14 protein-coding genes are annotated in these 15,966 nt (G+C 71.3%); 7 read left to right on the top strand and 7 right to left on the bottom strand.

Translation table 11 applies throughout. The features are described 5' to 3' along the window. Together JHN45_RS41895 and JHN45_RS41890 are read right to left on the bottom strand one after the other, a co-directional pair. On the bottom strand, nucleotides 1-752 hold a 752-nt coding region (locus JHN45_RS41895), incomplete at its 3' end, for an AMP-binding protein (protein ID WP_201054603.1). A 213-nt stretch (nucleotides 753-965) separates the two neighbouring features. Next, nucleotides 966-2,054, bottom strand: a complete 1,089-nt coding sequence (locus tag JHN45_RS41890; protein ID WP_201054602.1) for an alpha-hydroxy acid oxidase — start codon at nucleotides 2,052-2,054, stop codon at nucleotides 966-968. Between the two features lie 146 nt (nucleotides 2,055-2,200). On the opposite strand from JHN45_RS41890, the gene JHN45_RS41885 reads away from it, so the two are divergent. The 3 genes from JHN45_RS41885 to JHN45_RS41875 are packed head-to-tail and all read left to right on the top strand — an operon-like array spanning nucleotide 2,201 to nucleotide 5,225. Continuing rightward, complete coding sequence (locus tag JHN45_RS41885; RefSeq protein WP_201054601.1) at nucleotides 2,201-2,872, top strand: TetR/AcrR family transcriptional regulator; 672 nt, start codon at nucleotides 2,201-2,203, stop codon at nucleotides 2,870-2,872. Between the two features lie 23 nt (nucleotides 2,873-2,895). After that, complete coding sequence (locus JHN45_RS41880; protein WP_201054600.1) at nucleotides 2,896-3,882, top strand: alpha/beta hydrolase; 987 nt, start codon at nucleotides 2,896-2,898, stop codon at nucleotides 3,880-3,882. Then, on the top strand, nucleotides 3,879-5,225 hold the full coding sequence (locus JHN45_RS41875) for a PLP-dependent aminotransferase family protein (RefSeq protein WP_307783341.1): 1,347 nt from the start codon (nucleotides 3,879-3,881) through the stop codon (nucleotides 5,223-5,225). The genes JHN45_RS41880 and JHN45_RS41875 overlap by 4 nt, the downstream gene beginning before the upstream one ends. A gap of 61 nt (nucleotides 5,226-5,286) precedes the next feature. Here the strand turns inward: JHN45_RS41875 and fabI are convergent, their stop codons facing one another. From fabI to JHN45_RS41850, 5 genes are all read right to left on the bottom strand, one after another. After that, complete coding sequence (gene fabI, locus JHN45_RS41870; RefSeq protein WP_200716566.1) at nucleotides 5,287-6,057, bottom strand: enoyl-ACP reductase FabI; 771 nt, start codon at nucleotides 6,055-6,057, stop codon at nucleotides 5,287-5,289. After that, nucleotides 6,054-6,953, bottom strand: a complete 900-nt coding sequence (locus tag JHN45_RS41865; RefSeq protein WP_234469609.1) for an alpha/beta hydrolase — start codon at nucleotides 6,951-6,953, stop codon at nucleotides 6,054-6,056. Before JHN45_RS41865 ends, fabI begins: the two co-directional genes overlap by 4 nt. 67 nt (nucleotides 6,954-7,020) lie before the next feature. Continuing rightward, nucleotides 7,021-9,468 carry a hypothetical protein gene (locus JHN45_RS41860; RefSeq protein WP_201054599.1) on the bottom strand — a complete coding sequence of 816 codons (2,448 nt, stop codon included), beginning with the start codon at nucleotides 9,466-9,468 and terminating at the stop codon, nucleotides 7,021-7,023. Further along, entirely contained in the window at nucleotides 9,465-10,550 is a 1,086-nt protein-coding gene (locus JHN45_RS41855) for a methyltransferase (protein WP_201054598.1), read from the bottom strand. The genes JHN45_RS41860 and JHN45_RS41855 overlap by 4 nt, the downstream gene beginning before the upstream one ends. Next, nucleotides 10,547-11,260, bottom strand: a complete 714-nt coding sequence (locus tag JHN45_RS41850; protein WP_201054597.1) for an SGNH/GDSL hydrolase family protein — start codon at nucleotides 11,258-11,260, stop codon at nucleotides 10,547-10,549. Before JHN45_RS41850 ends, JHN45_RS41855 begins: the two co-directional genes overlap by 4 nt. A 205-nt stretch (nucleotides 11,261-11,465) precedes the next feature. Between JHN45_RS41850 and JHN45_RS41845 the strand changes: the two genes are divergently transcribed. From JHN45_RS41845 to JHN45_RS41830, 4 genes are all read left to right on the top strand, one after another. After that, nucleotides 11,466-12,977 carry an MFS transporter gene (locus JHN45_RS41845; RefSeq protein ID WP_201054596.1) on the top strand — a complete coding sequence of 504 codons (1,512 nt, stop codon included), beginning with the start codon at nucleotides 11,466-11,468 and terminating at the stop codon, nucleotides 12,975-12,977. A 305-nt stretch (nucleotides 12,978-13,282) separates the two neighbouring features. After that, a complete protein-coding gene (locus JHN45_RS41840; RefSeq protein WP_200716561.1) occupies nucleotides 13,283-13,921 on the top strand; it encodes a TetR/AcrR family transcriptional regulator in 639 nt (212 codons plus the stop codon). A gap of 91 nt (nucleotides 13,922-14,012) precedes the next feature. Further along, nucleotides 14,013-14,621, top strand: coding sequence for a TIGR03086 family metal-binding protein (locus JHN45_RS41835; RefSeq protein WP_201054595.1), 609 nt, complete (start codon nucleotides 14,013-14,015; stop codon nucleotides 14,619-14,621). A 230-nt stretch (nucleotides 14,622-14,851) separates the two neighbouring features. Continuing rightward, a partial coding sequence (locus JHN45_RS41830) for an endonuclease (RefSeq protein WP_201054594.1) occupies nucleotides 14,852-15,966 on the top strand: 1,115 nt, incomplete at its 3' end.

Below are 15,966 nucleotides of genomic sequence, written 5' to 3'. Positions count from 1 at the left end.
ACCAGGGCGAGGAGGGCGGCCTGGGACGGTACGCCGAGCAGGGTGGTGGGGGCGGGGTCCGCCGCCACCGCGCCGTGGATGGAGTCGACGGTGTGGCTGCTCGGCAGGGTCAGCGGGATCCGGTTGTGCAGGCCGTGGAGGAGTCCGCCGACGAGGCCCAGTACATGAATCACGGAGGCCAGGACAACAATTCGCCCGCCGTTCTTCGGATAGGAATTCAGCAGCCCATAGCGTTCCACTTCCGCAATGAGACTCCCGGCGCTTCTCCCGATCACCTTGGAAGGTCCGGTCGATCCGGAGCTGAGCTGCAGCAGAACATGTTCCGAGCGGGCCGGCGCGCCGCCTTCCCGGGCTGTCACCACGGAATCCGTTTCGAAATATCCGCGCAGCCTTCCGTGAATCTCACGGTCGGGTACGACAACGACCTGCGGGTTGATTCTCTCGATCGCCGTGTCGGCTTCGCTGGGGGTGAGCCGATGGTCGACAAGGGCACACTGAGCTCCGGCGCGCCAGCCGGCCAGCAGGGTGGCGACCAGCGCCAGGGACGGCGGGAGCCGCAGTACGGCGGTGCCACCGAGAGTAAGCCCGGCGGACAGGAGTCCCTTTTGGCGGCGCTCCACTTCAGCCCGCAACTCACCCCTGGTCACCGCGGTGCCGAATGTCAACACCGTTTCCTGGTCTGGACCGGAGAGTAAGAACTCATCGACCCATTCGCCATTCACAAGATTTTCCCCCGTCCACTGCAAAAGCACCTACGGACGATCACTGAGAGCTAACCTGAGCTCCATCAGATCAGATCCATCCGACCGGCACAAGTAAAAGGTTCTCAACGCGCGGGTGCATGGATCCTTAACACGAACATGTACAGTGCCGACCTATTTCAGGGCAGCACAAATTTACGCCGCAACCAATTCACAAAGAAACAGCGGGCGTTTTTATTTCAGATTTTGAATAATTTGGGCGCGCTACTCGACGCGCGGGCGGACCACGCCGGCCCGGCCCAGTGAGCCGATCCCGGAGGCGCCCATGAGCGCCATGGTCTCCTCGACCTCGTCCAGCAGGGTCCGCAGGACGGCTGTCGCGCCCTCGTCCCCCGAGTCCGCCAGCCCCCACAGCAGCGGCCTGCCGAGCAGTGCGGCGTCCGCGCCGAGACAGAGCGCCTTGACGACGTCGGCGCCGTACCGGACGGACCCGTCGACGAGCACCTGGATCCGGCCGTCGACGGCGTCGACGATCTCGGGCAGGGCCGCGAACGCGGGCTGGGCGAAGTCGAGTTGACGTCCGCCGTGGTTGGACACGAGCACGGCGGACACCCCGTGTTCGACGGCGAGCAGCGCGTCCTCCGCCGTGAGGATGCCCTTCAGCACGAGCGGCAGCGAGGTCCGCTCCCGCAGCCAGGCGAGATCGGCCCAGCCGACGGAGGCGTCGAACTGCTCGCGCGCGTGCCGGGCGACGGCGGAGTGCCCCGCCCGTCCGCCGTACGAGGCGGACATTAGTGTCTCGTCGAGGTTGACGGCACGGATGCCCTCCGGGACGGCGAAGCCGTTGCGCTCGTCTCTGGGGCGCCGGGCCATCCGCGGCGCGTCGACGGTGAGGACCAGGGCACGGAACCCTGTCTCCTCCGCGCGCCGGATCAGGTCCAGCAGCGCGTCGCGGTGGCGCAGCCAGTACAGCTGGAGCCAGAGCGGCCCGCTCGCGGCGGCGGCGATGTCGGCCAGCGTGCGGCTGGCGAACATGCTCACCGTCAGCAGCACCCCGGCCTTGCCCGCGGCCCGGGCGGCGGCCACCTCCCCCTCGGGATGGGCCAGTTGGTGATAGGCCATGGGCGCGATGCCCACCGGCGCGGAGACCGGATCCCCCAGCAGGGTGGTGGCGGTGTCCACCCGGGACACGTCCGTCAGGACGCGCGGGCGGAGTCTGATGCGGTCGAGCGTGCGGCGGTTGGCGGTGAGCATCGAGCCCGTGCCGCTGCCGCCCGCGATGAAGTCCCACACATGACTGGGCAGGCGGGCCTGTGCCGCCTGCTCTAAGTCGTGTAACGCCTGACGACTCACAGAGGTACCCCCGTTGTGTTCCTTGCGGTCGATCACTCGTACGATACCATTCCAACAGTACGACCGTGCGGATACTAAACGGTCGTACGGAAATATTGGAGGGGCCGGAGCTCACGCGCACCGCCACCAGAACCCGAGGATGTGACGTGAGCACCGACAACACCGCGGTCAACAAGGTCAGGAAGCGAACAGACGGCCGCCTCGCCCGGGGCAACCAGACCCGGCAGCTGATCCTGCGCCACGCCGTCGACGTGGCGTCGGTCCGCGGCCTGGAAGGACTGTCGCTGGGGCACCTCGCCGACGAGCTCGAACTGAGCAAGAGCGGCGTCTTCTCCCTGTTCGGCTCCAAGGAGGAACTGCAGCGCGCCACCGTGCGCACCGCGGTCACGATCTTCCTGGGCCATGTGGTCATCCCGGCCCGCCGCTTCCCCGACGGTGTCGCGAAGATCCGTCACCTGTGCGAGAAGTGGCTCGACTACTCCCGGACCCGCGTGTTCCCCGGCGGCTGCTTCTTCTACTCCGTCTCCGCCGAGTTCGACGCCCGCCTCGGGCCCGTCCACGACGAGGTGGCCGCGGCACAGGCCAACTGGCGCACCTTCATCGAGCGGACCATCGAGGAGGCCCGCGCGGCCGGCCAGATCCGCCCACAGACCAGCACCGGCCAACTGGCCTTCGAACTCATCGCCTTCATGGAGACCGCCAACGGCGAGTCCCTGCTCAGCGGGGACGACAGCGCCTACGGCCACGCCTCGGCGGCGATCCTCGACCGGCTGCGCGCCGCCACCACCGACCCTCAGTTGCTGCCCGACGCCCCCTGACCGAGCAGGAGATCGTCTTCGTCATGTCTCTCGATTCTCTCGACCCACAGGTGGAAGCCCTCCGCGCCCAGCGCGCCTCGGCCGGTACCCGGCCCCTGTACGAGATGACCCTGGAGGAGGCGCGGGCGGCCGACCTGGCCGCGATCCGCGCCGACTCCGGGACACCGCTGCCGGTCCACGAGGTCACCGACGTCCTGATCCCGGGACCGGACGGACCGCTCCCCGGCCGCGTCTACCGTCCCGCGGCCGACGGCCCGCTGCCGGTCCTCGTCTATCTCTTCGGCGGCGGCTGGACCCTCGGCACCATCGACACCTGCGACGCGATCTGCCGCGCCCTCACCGACGCCGTCGGCTGCATCACGGTGTCAGTCGGCTACCGGCTCGCCCCGGAGCACCGCTTCCCGGCGGCCGTCGAGGACTCCTACGCCGGCCTGACCTGGGCCGCCGAACAGTCCGGACGCCCCGGACCGCTGCACGCGGCCGACCCCGGCAGGATCGCCGTCGGCGGCGACAGCGCCGGAGGCAATCTGTCCGCCGCGGTCACACTGCTGGCCCGGGACCGTCAAGGCCCGCGCCCCGCCGCCCAGTTGCTCGTCTACCCCAACACCGACCGGCACGCCGACACCCCGTCCCGGCGGGAGAACACCGATCCGGCGTTCTTCAACGACCGGTCCGTCACCTGGTACTGGGACCACTACCTCGACCGCCCCGAGGACGCCGGCAACCCGCTGGCCTCACCACTGCGGGCCAAGGATCTCAGCGGTCTGCCGCCCGCGCTCGTCATCACCGCCGAGTACGACCCCCTGCGTGACGAGGGCGAGCAGTACGCCGCCCGGCTGCGGGACGACGGAGTGCCGGTGACGCTGACCCGCTACCCCGGCATGATCCACGGCTTCTTCGCGATGGCCGGAACCCTGGACGCCGGCCGCCGGGCCCAGGAGGAGGCGGCCCGTTTCCTGCGCACCGCCTTCGCCGCCAAGGACACCCATACCGAGGGGGAGACATCGTGACCGACACCCGCACCGGCCCACGGCCGTCCTTACCGCACCCGGAGCCGCTGCTCCAGGGGCTGCACGCCGGTCTCACCGACCCCGTCCTCGACGCGATGAACTTCCTCAACGAGGTCGTCTCGCGCTTCCCCGAGGCCCTGTCCTTCGCCCCAGGCCGCCCCTGGCAGGGGGACTTCGAACCCGAGGACCTCTCCCGCCATCTGCGGACCTACACCGACTACCTGGAACGGGAGTTGGGGTGGTCCCGGGACCGGGTGCGCACCCAGCTCTTCCAGTACGGGCGCACCAACGGCGTCATCCACGAGCTGATCGCCCGCACCCTCCGCAACGACGAGGGCATCGACGTACCGGCCGAGGCGGTGGTGGTCACCACCGGCGCCCAGGAGGGCATGCTGCTGGTCCTGCGCGCCCTGTTCGCCGCGCCCGAGGACACCCTGCTGATCAGCACGCCCGCCTACGTCGGCATCATGGGCGCCGCCCGCCTCCTGGACCTGCGGATCCACGCCGTACCGGAGGGCCCCGAGGGGCTGGAGCCGGACGCGGTGGCGGCAGCGGCGGCCGAGGTGCGCGCGGCGGGCGGGCGGCCCAGGGCGCTGTATCTCGTGCCGGACTTCGCCAACCCGTCCGGGACGAGCCTGCCGCTGGAGCGGCGCCGGCGGCTCCTGGAGGTGGCCGGGCGGGAGGATCTGCTGCTGCTCGAGGACAACCCGTACGGGTTCTTCTCCCGCACCGGCACCACCCCGCCCACGCTGAAGGCGCTCGGCGGTCGCCGGGTGGTCTATGTGGGCTCGTTCGCCAAGACGACGCTGCCGGCCGCGCGGGTCGGCTACGTTCTGGCCGACCAGGAGGTGCTGGCACCCGACGGCACCCGCGGTCTGCTCGCCGACGGGCTCTCGAAGATCAAGAGCATGACCACGGTCAACACCTCGGCCATCAGCCAGGCCGTCGTCGGCGGCATCCTGGTCGGGTCGGGCTGCCGGCTGCGCGACGCGAACGCCGCCTCCACCGCCTACTACGCCGCGAACATGAACACCCTGCTCGACGCACTCGACCGGTCCTTCCCGGCCGCCGAGCGGGAGCGTCTCGGCCTGTCCTGGAACCGGCCCGACGGCGGCTTCTTCCTGGTGATGACCGTGCCGTTCACCGCCGACGCCAAGGCACTGGAACGCTCGGCGCGCGACTTCGGCGTCCTGTGGACCCCGATGGACAGCTTCTACCTCGACGGCGGAGGCACGCATCAACTCAGGCTGTCCTGCAGCTCGTTGGACCCGGAACAGATCACGGAGGGCATCCGCCGGCTGGCCGCGTTCGTCGCCGCCAGGACCGCCGCCCCCGACGCCTGACCACGTCCGGGGCCCGGCACGCGGTGACGTGCCGGGCCCCGGACGATGCGCATCGGTGCGGCTACGCCCCGATCGCGTGCACCCCGCCGTCCACGTGGACCACCTCGCCGGTGGTGCTGGGGAACCAGTCCGACAGGAGCGCCACCACTGCGCGCCCGGTCGGCTCGGCGTCGGTCACGTCCCAGCCCAGCGGGGCGCGCTCGGTCCACACGTCGCGGAACGTGTCGAACCCCGGGATGGACTTGGCCGCCATGGTGCGGATCGGCCCCGCCGCCACGAGGTTGCAGCGGATCCCCAACGGCCCCACGTCCCGGGCGAGATAGCGGGACGTCGACTCCAGCGCGGCCTTGGCCACCCCCATCCAGTCGTACGCCGGCCAGGCCACCGTCGCGTCGAAGGTCAGCCCGACCACCGAGCCGCCGCGCGGGCCGAAGAGCGGAAGACAGCTCTGCGTCAGCGACTTCAGGGAGTACGCCGACACCTCCACCGCCGTCGCGACCGACGTCCAGGGTGTGTCCAGGAACCCGCCGCCGAGCGCGTCCGGCGGCGCGAAGGCGATGGAGTGCACGATGCCGTCGAGCCCGTCGGTGTGCTCGCGGATCCGCTCGGGCAGCCGGGCCAGATGCTCCCGGTCGGTCACGTCCAGTTCGATCACCGGGGCCGGCTTGGGCAGCCGCCGGGCGACGCGTTCCACCAGGCTGAGCCGTCCGAAGCCGGTGAGCAGCACCTCGGCGCCCTCCTCCTGGGCGAGCCGGGCCGCGTGGAAGGCGATCGAGGAGTCCATCAGCACGCCCGTGACCAGCACGCGCCGCCCGGCGAGCAGTCCGCTCATCGGCCGGCCACCGAGGCCTCGGCCGGACCGCTCTGCGCGGCCGTCACGAAGTCCAGGGTGTACTCGACGACTCCGGGATCGTCCAGGATCCTGCGGTGCCCGAGGCCCTGGGTGGTGACCAGCCGCGCCTGGTCGCCGAAGACCTCGGCCATCCGGTGCGCCTGGTCCACCCCGACCATCCGGTCGTCCTCGTCGTGGACGACCAGGATGGGCACGGTGACGCCCGAGGGTTCGTACGTGGTGGAGAAGCGCTGCCAGATGTCCTTCTCGCCGGGGAAGATCCGGGTCTCGATGCGGTGCCGGAGTTCCTCCCGCAGTTTCGGCCGCAGGCCCAGCTGCCCGCAGAACTGGTCGAAGAGGAAGGTGAACTCGCCCACCTGGCTGATCGCGACGAGCCGCCGGGCCGACACTCCGGAGCGCAGCGCGAGCACCGAGGCCATGACGCCGACCGAGTGGCTGATGATCGCCTCGAACTCGCCGTGTTCCGCGGCCAGTTGACCGATCACCTCGCGGAAGGCGAGGACGTGTGTGGTGGAGCCGGTGGCGTCGCCGTGGGCGGGTGCGTCGTAGGCGACGGGGCTGTACCCGGCGTCGAGGAGCCCCGGTACGAACCGGGCGAAGCAGGTGCCGCGCGACTGCCAGCCGTGGGCGAGCAGCACCGGCCGCTCCCCGCTCCCCCAGCGGTAGGTGAGGGCCGTCTCCCCGTCGACGCGCACCTTCTCGATGTGCGCCTGCTCGATGAGCCGTTTCTCCTCGTCGCGGGCGGTGGCGCGCTTGAGGGGGAGCCGGAAGAGACGGTAGGTGGCTTCGCCCGCGAGCCACGGGCTCACCAGAGAGAGGGCGTTGAGAGCCTTGCCGGTCAGGGCCGTGGCCTGATCCATGTTCATCCTGTCCATGTCGTCGCGGCTCCGTCGGACGATGCCCGTCCGCCGGACTGTTCCTTGTCACGCGCGTCAAGTCCCGTCAGCGGGCCGTGCGTTCGGCTTTCCGCCGGGTGGCGCGTGCCACGGTGAAGGCGAGTTCGGCCAGTTCGTCCCGCTGCCAGCCGAGCGCGCCGGCCGGGCTCATGCCGTCGCCCTCGTTGTTGTGGGCCAGTTCGACCGAGTACAGGTCGACGGTGCCGCGCCGCAGCAGCCGCTCGCGGAGTTCGTCGTGGGGCACCCCGGTGAGGTGGCGGTGCGAGACGGTGAGCGGCCCGTAGTCGTGGGTCCCCTCCGGCTGGAGGAGGTGCAGCACCTGGGTCTGGCGGTCGGAGGCGACCGCGGTCCGGGTCTCCCGGTAGGTGCGGATGACGGAGTGGCCGCCGTCGATCAGCCGGAAGACGCTGACGTTGCCGCGCGGGCGCCTGCCGTACTGCACCGCCTGTTGCACCAGGGTCGGCACGATGTCGGGTACGAGGGCGCTCGCGCCGTCGCCGACGAAGGCCAGCACGTTGTCGTCGCGGGTGAGGGCGACGGCGGGTACCGCCTGGAGGGCGTCGCCCATCAGGGCGCGGCCGTACCAGCCGGAGAAGCCCGGGCCGGTGCGCGGCAGGTTGCGCACGGCCGAGATGCCGCCGCGTCCCACGTCGTAGAGGCCCGTGTAGGTGTAGTGGTGACGGGTGATCAGATCCGTGAGGAGTTCGCCCAGTTGATGGAAGAAGTAGTTGGGGCTCATGGGGCGCAGCGGCAGCCGGTGCAGGACGTCGGAGGCGCTGTCGTGGGTCGCCTCGATGGCCGCGCGGCGGGCCGCCAGCACCTCTGGGTCGACCGCGAGTCCGTCGCGCAGCGCCCGCAGGAAGCCTCGGGCGTCGGCGACGACGGGGTGGTCGGTGAACGGCGCGATGTGCTCCGGGGTGTGCGTGATCTGCACGATCCGCAGCTGGCGTTCCAGGGCGCGCGGGGTGAACGGCGTGGACAGCTCGGTGATCCTGCTCTTGAGCATGAACAGGGCCTGTTCGGTGCGGGCGCGCAGCCGTTCCTCGTGGTGCAGGAAGGCGTGCACCCGGGCCGAGCAGCCCATCATGCCGAGGGTGCCCAGGTACTCGGGGACGTGTGCGCCGTCGTGGTGGCGGCTCACCGTGCCGGGCCGGGTCAGCGAGTCGGCGAGCGCGATGCCGGCCGCCCGTGCGAGGGCGTGGGTGAGGGCGCGTTCCTCCGGGTCGAGCCGGCCGCACTGCCACAGCAGCCGGGCGGGCTCCTCGTTGACCAGGCGCAGTACCGGTTCGAGGGCACTTTCGGTGACCTGGGCGCGAGCCCTCGGGGCGGCGGGCGGGGTGAACTCGGCTGCGGTGGCAGGGGTGTCGAGGACGGCGGCGCCGGTCAGCAGCACGACCGGGCCCTCGCCGGCGTCGTAGGCCTTCTGGGCACCGGCGAGGTCCTCGGCCAGGCGGGCGGGGTCGTCGAGGTGGAAGGTGGGCAGGCCGCGCGCCCGGAACACGGCGCGGGAGTCCTCGCCCTGGTGGACGGTGCCCTGGAAGGGGAACCAGCCGCCGGGGTCGGGGTCGGCGCAGACGATGAAGCCGCGGGCCTCGGTGTCGCGCAGGTTGGCGAGGGTGCCCTTGAACTCGTCGACCATGCCGTTGGTGACCACGATGAGGAAGGGCGCCTCGTCCAGCTGCCAGCGCGCCATCGCCCCGCAGGCCAGGGCGTGTTCGCTCGGGCCGCGCAGCACCGGGTTCCCGGACTGTTCCGCGGTCCGCTCCAGCTCGCCGATCAGTCCGGTCACGATGGAGCCGGTGTAGTAGTGCAGCCCCCAGGTGTCGCCGGCACGGGCGGTGAGGAAGGAGTGCAGCCACTGGGCGAGCGCGCGCCGGGGCGCGGACTCGGCGCGGATGACCTGGCCGATGTGCCGGAACTGTGTCTGGTCCGCGAGGGCGCAGATGACGTCGGCGGCCAACAGCCAGGATTCTTCCGGGAGTTGCTTGAGCGCGTAGGAGCGGCCGAGCCGGGCGGGTGACCGGTCGAGTTCGTCGTAGACGTGCACGGTGTACGCCGACAGGTCGGCCGAGATCTCGTCGGGCAGCGCGGCGAAGAGGTCGGCGAGGGCCGCGTCCATGGTGTCCGCGAGCGGGTCGGTGCTGAGTCCGGCGGCCTGGGCGTCCACCAGCAGCAGGGCGAGGGTGGCGGTCGTGGCGCCGCCGGCCGCCGCGCGTAACGCGGTCGCGGCCTCGGGGAGGGTGCCGGCGGTCACGACGGTGGTCTCGTCGCCCTCCCGGGTGCGGGCCAGGAAGCGGTGGGCGCGGCGGGCCGTGTCCTGGTAGAGGTCGGGCCAGTCGGCGCCGGCGCGGTGCCCGGGGCCGTCGCCCGCGTCGGCCAGCGCGGTCCGTACGGTGGTGTGGAAGCCGGGGCGGGAGCTGACGCTGAGGACCAGCAGCCGGTCCGCCGCGGTGGCCTCCCGCGGGGATTCCGGGGTGGTCGCCGGGGCGCTCATCGTGCCTCTCCCGTCGGGGTGCCGGCGGGTACCGCTTCGATGACCTGCTCGGCGCGGTCGGACTGCAGCGGGGCGGGGTGCACGGCCCGGACGGTGAAGCCGGCCGCCTCCAGGAGGGCCCGGTACTCGCCCTCGGACCTGTCCCAGCCCTCCAGCATGACCAGCATCAGCAGGTCGATGAGCCGTCCCTGGGCGGCCTGCCGGGTCAGGGCGGCGCCCTCGGGCACCGGTGTCTCCAGCCGTTCGAGGACGAGCAGCCGTCCGTGGTCGGGCATGGCCTCGCGGACGCGGCGCAGGATCCGTACGGCCTTGTCGTCGTTCCAGTTGTGCAGCACCCGGGAGAGCGTGTAGACGTCGCCGCCTTCGGGCAGCGGGTCGAAGAAGCTGCCCGCGACGAGGTCCGTCCGGTCGGCCAGGCCCAGCAGGGTGAGCCGGTCTCGGGCGCCTTCGAGGGCGTCGGGCAGTTCGGTGAGCACCCCGCGCATGACGGGGTGGTGGGGCAGCACCTTGGCGAGCAGGCTGCCGTCGCCGCCGCCCACGTCCACGAGCGTGCCGACGCCCGTGAGGTCCACGGCGTTCAGCGCGGGCGGTACGGGTGCGGCGCCCATCGCCGAGGTGAACACGGCGGCGGCTTCGGGGTGGCTGTCGAGGTAGTCGTAGAACGGCATGCCGTAGAGGGAGTCGAAGGCCGGCGTGCCGGTGCGCAGGGTGTGGGTGATGGCGCCGAAGGAGCGGTGCACCTCCTCGCCGAACATGATCGCGGCCGAGCGGCTCGACCGTACGGTGTCGGTGCACAGCAGGCGGCCGGTCGGGGCCAGCGCGAAGACTCCGGGTTCGGGTTCGGTGAAGAGGCCCACGGAGCTGAGGACGCGCAGCAGCCGGCGTACCGCGCGGGGGTCGGCGTCCGTCTCGGCGGCGAGTTCGGCGGCCGGGCGCGGGCCGTCGGCCAGCAGGTCGGGGAGGCCCAACTCGGCCACGGCGTAGCAGCCTTGGGCCAGCCAGCCGCCGGTGAGGATGCCCGCGAGCGTCATGCGGTCGCGCAGGGAGGGGGCGGTGGCCGCCCGTTCGGGGGTGGTCGTCATGCCGCACCGTTCCTCAGCTCGGGCCGGGCCAGATATGCGCCGATCGCGCGTACGGCCTCGGCGGCGGCGATGGCGTGGCCGCGCCGGTTGGCGTGCCGGCCGTCGGCGCTCAGCAGGTTGTCGGCGTCGCCGACCGGGTGGTCGAACAGGTCGATGTGGAGGGTGCCCAGGTCACGTGCGATCTCCGTGGTGGCGTCGGACAGGGCGCGCAGACGCGAGGCGAACCGCTGCCGGACACCGGCGGGCAGCTGCGGCGAACGCGAGCTGTCGATCATGCTGACGGTGATCACCGTGCTGCCGCTCTCGCGCAACGCGGCGACGACGGCCCGCAGTTCGGCGGCGACCCGCTCCTCGTCGAAGGCGGCGACGAGGGTGTCGTAGCCGCCGCAGGAGACGAGCGCGAGGTCCGGTCCGAACGCCAGCGCCTTGTCGAGCTGGGTCGACCGGACCAGGGCGGCGCGGGTGTTGCGGCGGCCGAGGTTGCGGTAGACGAGGTCGGGTCCGTGCCGTCGGAGGTCGGCGGCGAGTCTGTCGACCCAGGGCCGGTCGAGGTAGCCCGGCACGGGATCGCCGAGTCCCTCCACCACGCTGTCCCCCAGTGCCACGAACCGTTGCCAGGGGTGGCCGGCCAGCAGCCGGTCCGCCTCCCCTTCCTTCAGGCAGTACGGATCGACGAGCTCCGTACCGCCGCTCTCACTCTCGTTGCGCATCACGTGTGCGGCTGTCCCTTCTCACGTGTGTGCAGGATGGTCGACCGGCCCCACAAAGGAGCACGACCGTGCATATTGTTTACCATTCCGAGGAGATAATCAATACGACCGACCGTGCTAATATCTGTGCCCTTCGCTGCGTGTCCGCCACCGCTCGGCGACACGGCCACAGCTCCCAACGCCCCAGGAGCAAAGGGTTACTGACATGTCGACACCGCTCCAGCCCGCTCCGACGCCCTTACCCCGTGCGCACACGGGCCGGACCGCCCTCGTGGTGAGCCTCTCCGCCGCCGCGATGGTCGTGTCCATGATGCAGACGCTGCTCGTGCCGATCCTCGGACTGGTCCAGTCCTCGCTGCACAGCTCCGCCTCCGCCGTCAGCTGGGTCAACACCGCCACCCTGCTGTCGGCCGCCGTCTTCACCCCGCTGCTCGGCCGCCTCGGTGACCAGCACGGCCGTAAACGCGTACTGGTGGCCGTAGTTGTGGTGCTGCTGGCCGGCTCACTGCTGGCCGCCGTCACCCACTCGCTGCCGCTGCTGATCGTGGCCCGCGTGCTGCAGGGCAGCGCCACCGCGATCTTCCCGCTCGCGCTGGCCGTGCTGCGCCGGGAGATCGCTCCCGAACGGCTCGCCGGTGCCATGGCCCTGGTCAGCGGCATGCTCGGGATCGGCAGCGGCCTCGCGCTGGTGCTCTCCGGACTGCTGACGCAGGGCGCCGACGCCGACTACCGGCGGGTGTTCTGGCTCTCGGTCGGTCTGGCCGCCGTCACGCTGATCGCCCTGGTGGTCTGGGTGCCCGCGGACCGCGAGAGCCCCGGCGGACGCACCGACGTGCTCGGCGCCCTCACCTTCAGCGCGTTCCTGGTGCTCCTGCTGCTGCCCGTCTCGCAGGGGCAGGAGTGGGGCTGGACCTCGGGCCGGACGCTCGGCTGCTTCGTCGCGGCGGCCGTCCTGGCGGTCGCCTGGTGGGTGACCGAGAGCCGGGTGCGGGAGCCGATGATCGACCTGCCGACCTTCGTGCTGCGCCCGGTGCTGAGCACCAACATCGCCGGACTGCTCGTCGGGTTCGTGATGTTCGCCCAGTTCATCGCGCTGTCCTTCCTCGCCCAGATCCCCCCGTCGCTGGCCGGCTACGGGTTCGGCGCGTCCGCGCTGCGGGCCGCCGTCGAATACCTGCTGCCGGGCACCGCCTTCTCCCTGCTGGGCGCGCCGTTCGGCGGCGTCCTCGTCAAGCGCCACGGCCCCCGGCTGGTGCTGGGACTCGGCGGGCTGCTGGGCGCGCTCGGCTCCACCTGGCTGGCCCTCGCCCACGACACGACCGCCTCGGTGATCACCGCCAGCGCCGTCAACGGCGTCGCGATCAGCTTCGCCTACGCGGCGATGCCCGCGCTGATCGTCGGCGGGGTCCCGCCGGAGAAGACCGGCATCGCCAACGGCATCAACTCGATCTCCCGCTCGGGCGGCAGCGCGATCGGCAGCGCGGTGATCACCACGCTGATGGCGGCCAACACCCTGCACGGACTGCCGCCGGGCGTGCCGGCCCTGCCCGCCGAGAGCCAGTTCACCCTCACCTTCGTGATCGGCATCGCCGTATGGCTGCTGGTCGTCCTCGTCACCGCCGTCGGCCTCGCCGGCACCCCGACCGCATCGGCCGCGACGGTCGCCCGCTCCACCGCGAACGACAGCCGGGCCCGTCTGGACGGCGCGGGCCGCTAGCACCCCAAAACACCGACCGGCTACAGCCACCCGGTCCACGGTCCCGTCCGGTCAGCCCCTCGTCCCGGCCCTGAACAGCCCGGCCGAGGGGCTCGGTCGTCGCCTCGTACGGCAGCCCCGCCGAGCTCACCGGCCCGGGTCCGCCGGGCGAAGCGGCGGCAACCGATCTTCCGCCTGGCAGACTGGAGTCCGTGAGCCCGACGAGCCCACCGCCCCGCTCGCGGGCGCGGGTTCCGCGCGGCCCGCGCACAGCTCTTCCACCGTGGTCGCCGACCACTCGTCCCTGCACCAGGAGGACGTCCGCCATGGCTCGGACCGACGGCAGAATCGAACGGGGCAACAGGACCCGGCAGTTGGTGCTGCGCCGCACCGTGGACATCGCCTCCGTCGAGGGTCTGGAAGCGCTGTCCGTAGGGCGGTTGGCCCTCGAACTCGATCTGAGCAAGAGCGGTGTCTTCGCCCTGTTCGGCTCCAAGCAGGAGCTGCAACTCGCCACCGTGCGCGAGGCGGCCCGCATCTTCACCGAGCGGGTCGTGCTGCCCGCCCTCGCCACCCTGCCCGGTGTCGGCCGGCTGTGGCAGTTGTGCGATCTCTGGCTGGAGTACTCACGCGGCCGGGTCTTCCCGGGCGGCTGCTTCTTCTACGAGGTCATCGCCGAGTTCGACGCCCGCTCCGGTCCCGTGCACGACGCGGTGCTGCAGTCGCAGCGCGACTGGACGGCCCATGTGGAGGGCACCGTCGAGGAGGCCAAGTCCGCCGGTGAACTGCTCCCGGACATCGACGCCGGTCAACTCGCCTTCGAACTGGTCGCGTTGATGGAGACGGCCAACATGATCTCGGTGCTGCACAACGAGGAGGAGATCTCCTACGGCCGGGCCCGCGCCGGCATCCGGGCGCGGCTGCGCGCCGCCGCGGTGGATCCGGCGCTGGTGCCCGGGAGTTGAACGAGTCCCGCCCCGGGGAGCCGGGGTGGCGGCGGAAGGAAATCGCCGAAAAAATCGAGCACGATCGTTCGGATAGTTTTATGCTCGACCCATGACAGCCACCGGAACGGACATCGTCGGGCTCGACCGGATCGCAGTGAACGAAGCCGTGCGCGTCGTGGATCTGGCGAAGGACAGCGACTGGCAGCGCGACACCCCCTGCGCGGGGTGGGACCTGCGGCGGCTCGTGGCCCATATGGCCGCGCAGCACCGCGGGTTCGCGGCCGCCGCGCGCGGCGCGGGACAGGAGGCCGCGCACTGGCGTGAGCCGCAGGACATGAGCGACCCGGCCCGGACGCACCGGGAGGCCGCGGCCGAGGCGCTGGCCGCGTTCGCCGAACCGGGCGCCCTGGAAAGGGAGTTCGCCCTCCCGGAACTCGGCCGCAGCTTCCCCGGCTTCCAGGCGGTCGCCTTCCACTTCGTCGACTACGTGGTGCACGCCTGGGACGTCGCCGCCGCACTCGGGGTACGGCTCGACCTCACCGACGAGGCCCTGGGCGCGGCCCTGGCGGTCGCCCGCCTGGTGCCGGCGGACGCGGAGTACCGTGCACCGGGCTCCGCCTTCGCCCCCGCCCTGGAGGTACCGGAGGGCACCGGCCCGCTGGAGGAGGCGCTACGACTGCTGGGCCGGTCGCCGGAGGCGTGGCCGACGCCCGCCTGACCGGACCGGCCCTGTACCGGGTGTGCCGCGTCGAGGCCGTGCCGAGGACGGGCTCAACGTGGCACATCATCAACAATCGGGCGCGCAAAGGGACTTGGCCATCTCTGCGTCATGCGGAATTCCTGATTCGGTGCAGCCGGAGGGGAGCCATAGCAAGCGCTTGTCGATACATTTCGACATGACCGCCGCACCACCCTCCCCCTCTGTCACTCCGCAGGAGGCACTTCCCCATGCGCAGACTTCTCGCCTGTCTGGCGACCGCTGCCGCGGCCCTGGGCGGGCTCACGGTGGCTGCCGCCACACCGGCCGCCGCCGCGACCTCGGGCAGCTTCAGCGTGCTCAGCTACAACGTCGCCGGGCTGCCCGAGTCGCTCTCCAGCGCCTCGACGCCGCGCGACACGAGCACCACCGCGATCGGCACGCGCATCGCCCCGTACGACATCGTGAACGTGCAGGAGGACTTCAACTACCACGCCTACCTGTACTCCACCGACACCCACCCCTACCGCACCGCGACCAGCGGCGGCGCGGGCATCGGCAGCGGACTCAACACCGTCTCCAACTACGCCTGGGACGGCGACGACTTCGAGCGCGTCCACTGGAACTCCTGCCAGATCGACTCGGGCGACTGCCTCACCCCCAAGGGCTTCACGTTCATGCGCGAGCGCCTCTCCGAGGGCGTGTACGTCGACTTCTACAACCTGCACACCAACGCGGGTACGAACGACGGCGACGAGGCCTCCCGCGCGGACAACCTCAGCCAGCTGACCTCGTTCATCAGCACCCACTCGGCGGGCAACGCCGTCGTGGTGATGGGTGACACGAACACCCGCTACACCCGCAGCGCCGACACCATCGCCGAGTTCGCCTCGAACAACGGCCTCACCGACGCCTGGGTCAAGCTGATCCGCGGCGGCGTCGCACCGGCCAAGGGCAGCGACGCGCTGGTGTGCGACCAGACCGGGGCCACCGTGCCCAACACCTGCGAGGTCGTGGACAAGGTCCTCTACCGCAGCAGCAAGCTGGTCACCCTCAACGCGACCTCGTACAACAACGAGCACGCCAAGTTCCTCACCTCCGACGGCCTGATGCTCTCCGACCACGACCCGATCACGGTCGGCTTCACCTGGTCCCAGAACGCGGACTTCCAGCTCAGCGACCAGTTCGGCGGCCCGCACGGCGACTACTACCAGGACATCGACAACGTCCCGGCCGCCGCCCGCGCCACCAAGATCTCCCTGCGCTCCGGCTCCCGCGTCGACCAGGTCGGCATCACCCTCGCCAACGGCACCACACTCACCCACGGCGGCACCGGCGGCACCGCGTCCTCACTGACACTGGGCAG

Source organism: Streptomyces sp. MBT53, from assembly GCF_016654115.1.
In the GTDB taxonomy this organism is placed as follows: domain Bacteria; phylum Actinomycetota; class Actinomycetes; order Streptomycetales; family Streptomycetaceae; genus Streptomyces.
Note: the sequence above shows the minus strand (reverse complement) of the source record. Positions and strands in the feature narration are given on the sequence as shown.

What these genes read in the sequence shown, in the direction of transcription:
- fabI (WP_200716566.1), bottom strand. Translation starts at nt 6,057, where the DNA reads ATGAGCGGACTGCTCGCCGGGCGGCGCGTGCTGGTCACGGGCGTGCTG.
- JHN45_RS41855 (WP_201054598.1), bottom strand. Translation starts at nt 10,550, where the DNA reads ATGACGACCACCCCCGAACGGGCGGCCACCGCCCCCTCCCTGCGCGAC.
- JHN45_RS41860 (WP_201054599.1), bottom strand. Translation starts at nt 9,468, where the DNA reads ATGAGCGCCCCGGCGACCACCCCGGAATCCCCGCGGGAGGCCACCGCG.
- JHN45_RS41865 (WP_234469609.1), bottom strand. Translation starts at nt 6,953, where the DNA reads ATGGACAGGATGAACATGGATCAGGCCACGGCCCTGACCGGCAAGGCT.
- JHN45_RS41845 (WP_201054596.1), top strand. Translation starts at nt 11,466, where the DNA reads ATGTCGACACCGCTCCAGCCCGCTCCGACGCCCTTACCCCGTGCGCAC.
- JHN45_RS41850 (WP_201054597.1), bottom strand. Translation starts at nt 11,260, where the DNA reads ATGCGCAACGAGAGTGAGAGCGGCGGTACGGAGCTCGTCGATCCGTAC.
- JHN45_RS41840 (WP_200716561.1), top strand. Translation starts at nt 13,283, where the DNA reads ATGGCTCGGACCGACGGCAGAATCGAACGGGGCAACAGGACCCGGCAG.
- JHN45_RS41835 (WP_201054595.1), top strand. Translation starts at nt 14,013, where the DNA reads ATGACAGCCACCGGAACGGACATCGTCGGGCTCGACCGGATCGCAGTG.
- JHN45_RS41880 (WP_201054600.1), top strand. Translation starts at nt 2,896, where the DNA reads ATGTCTCTCGATTCTCTCGACCCACAGGTGGAAGCCCTCCGCGCCCAG.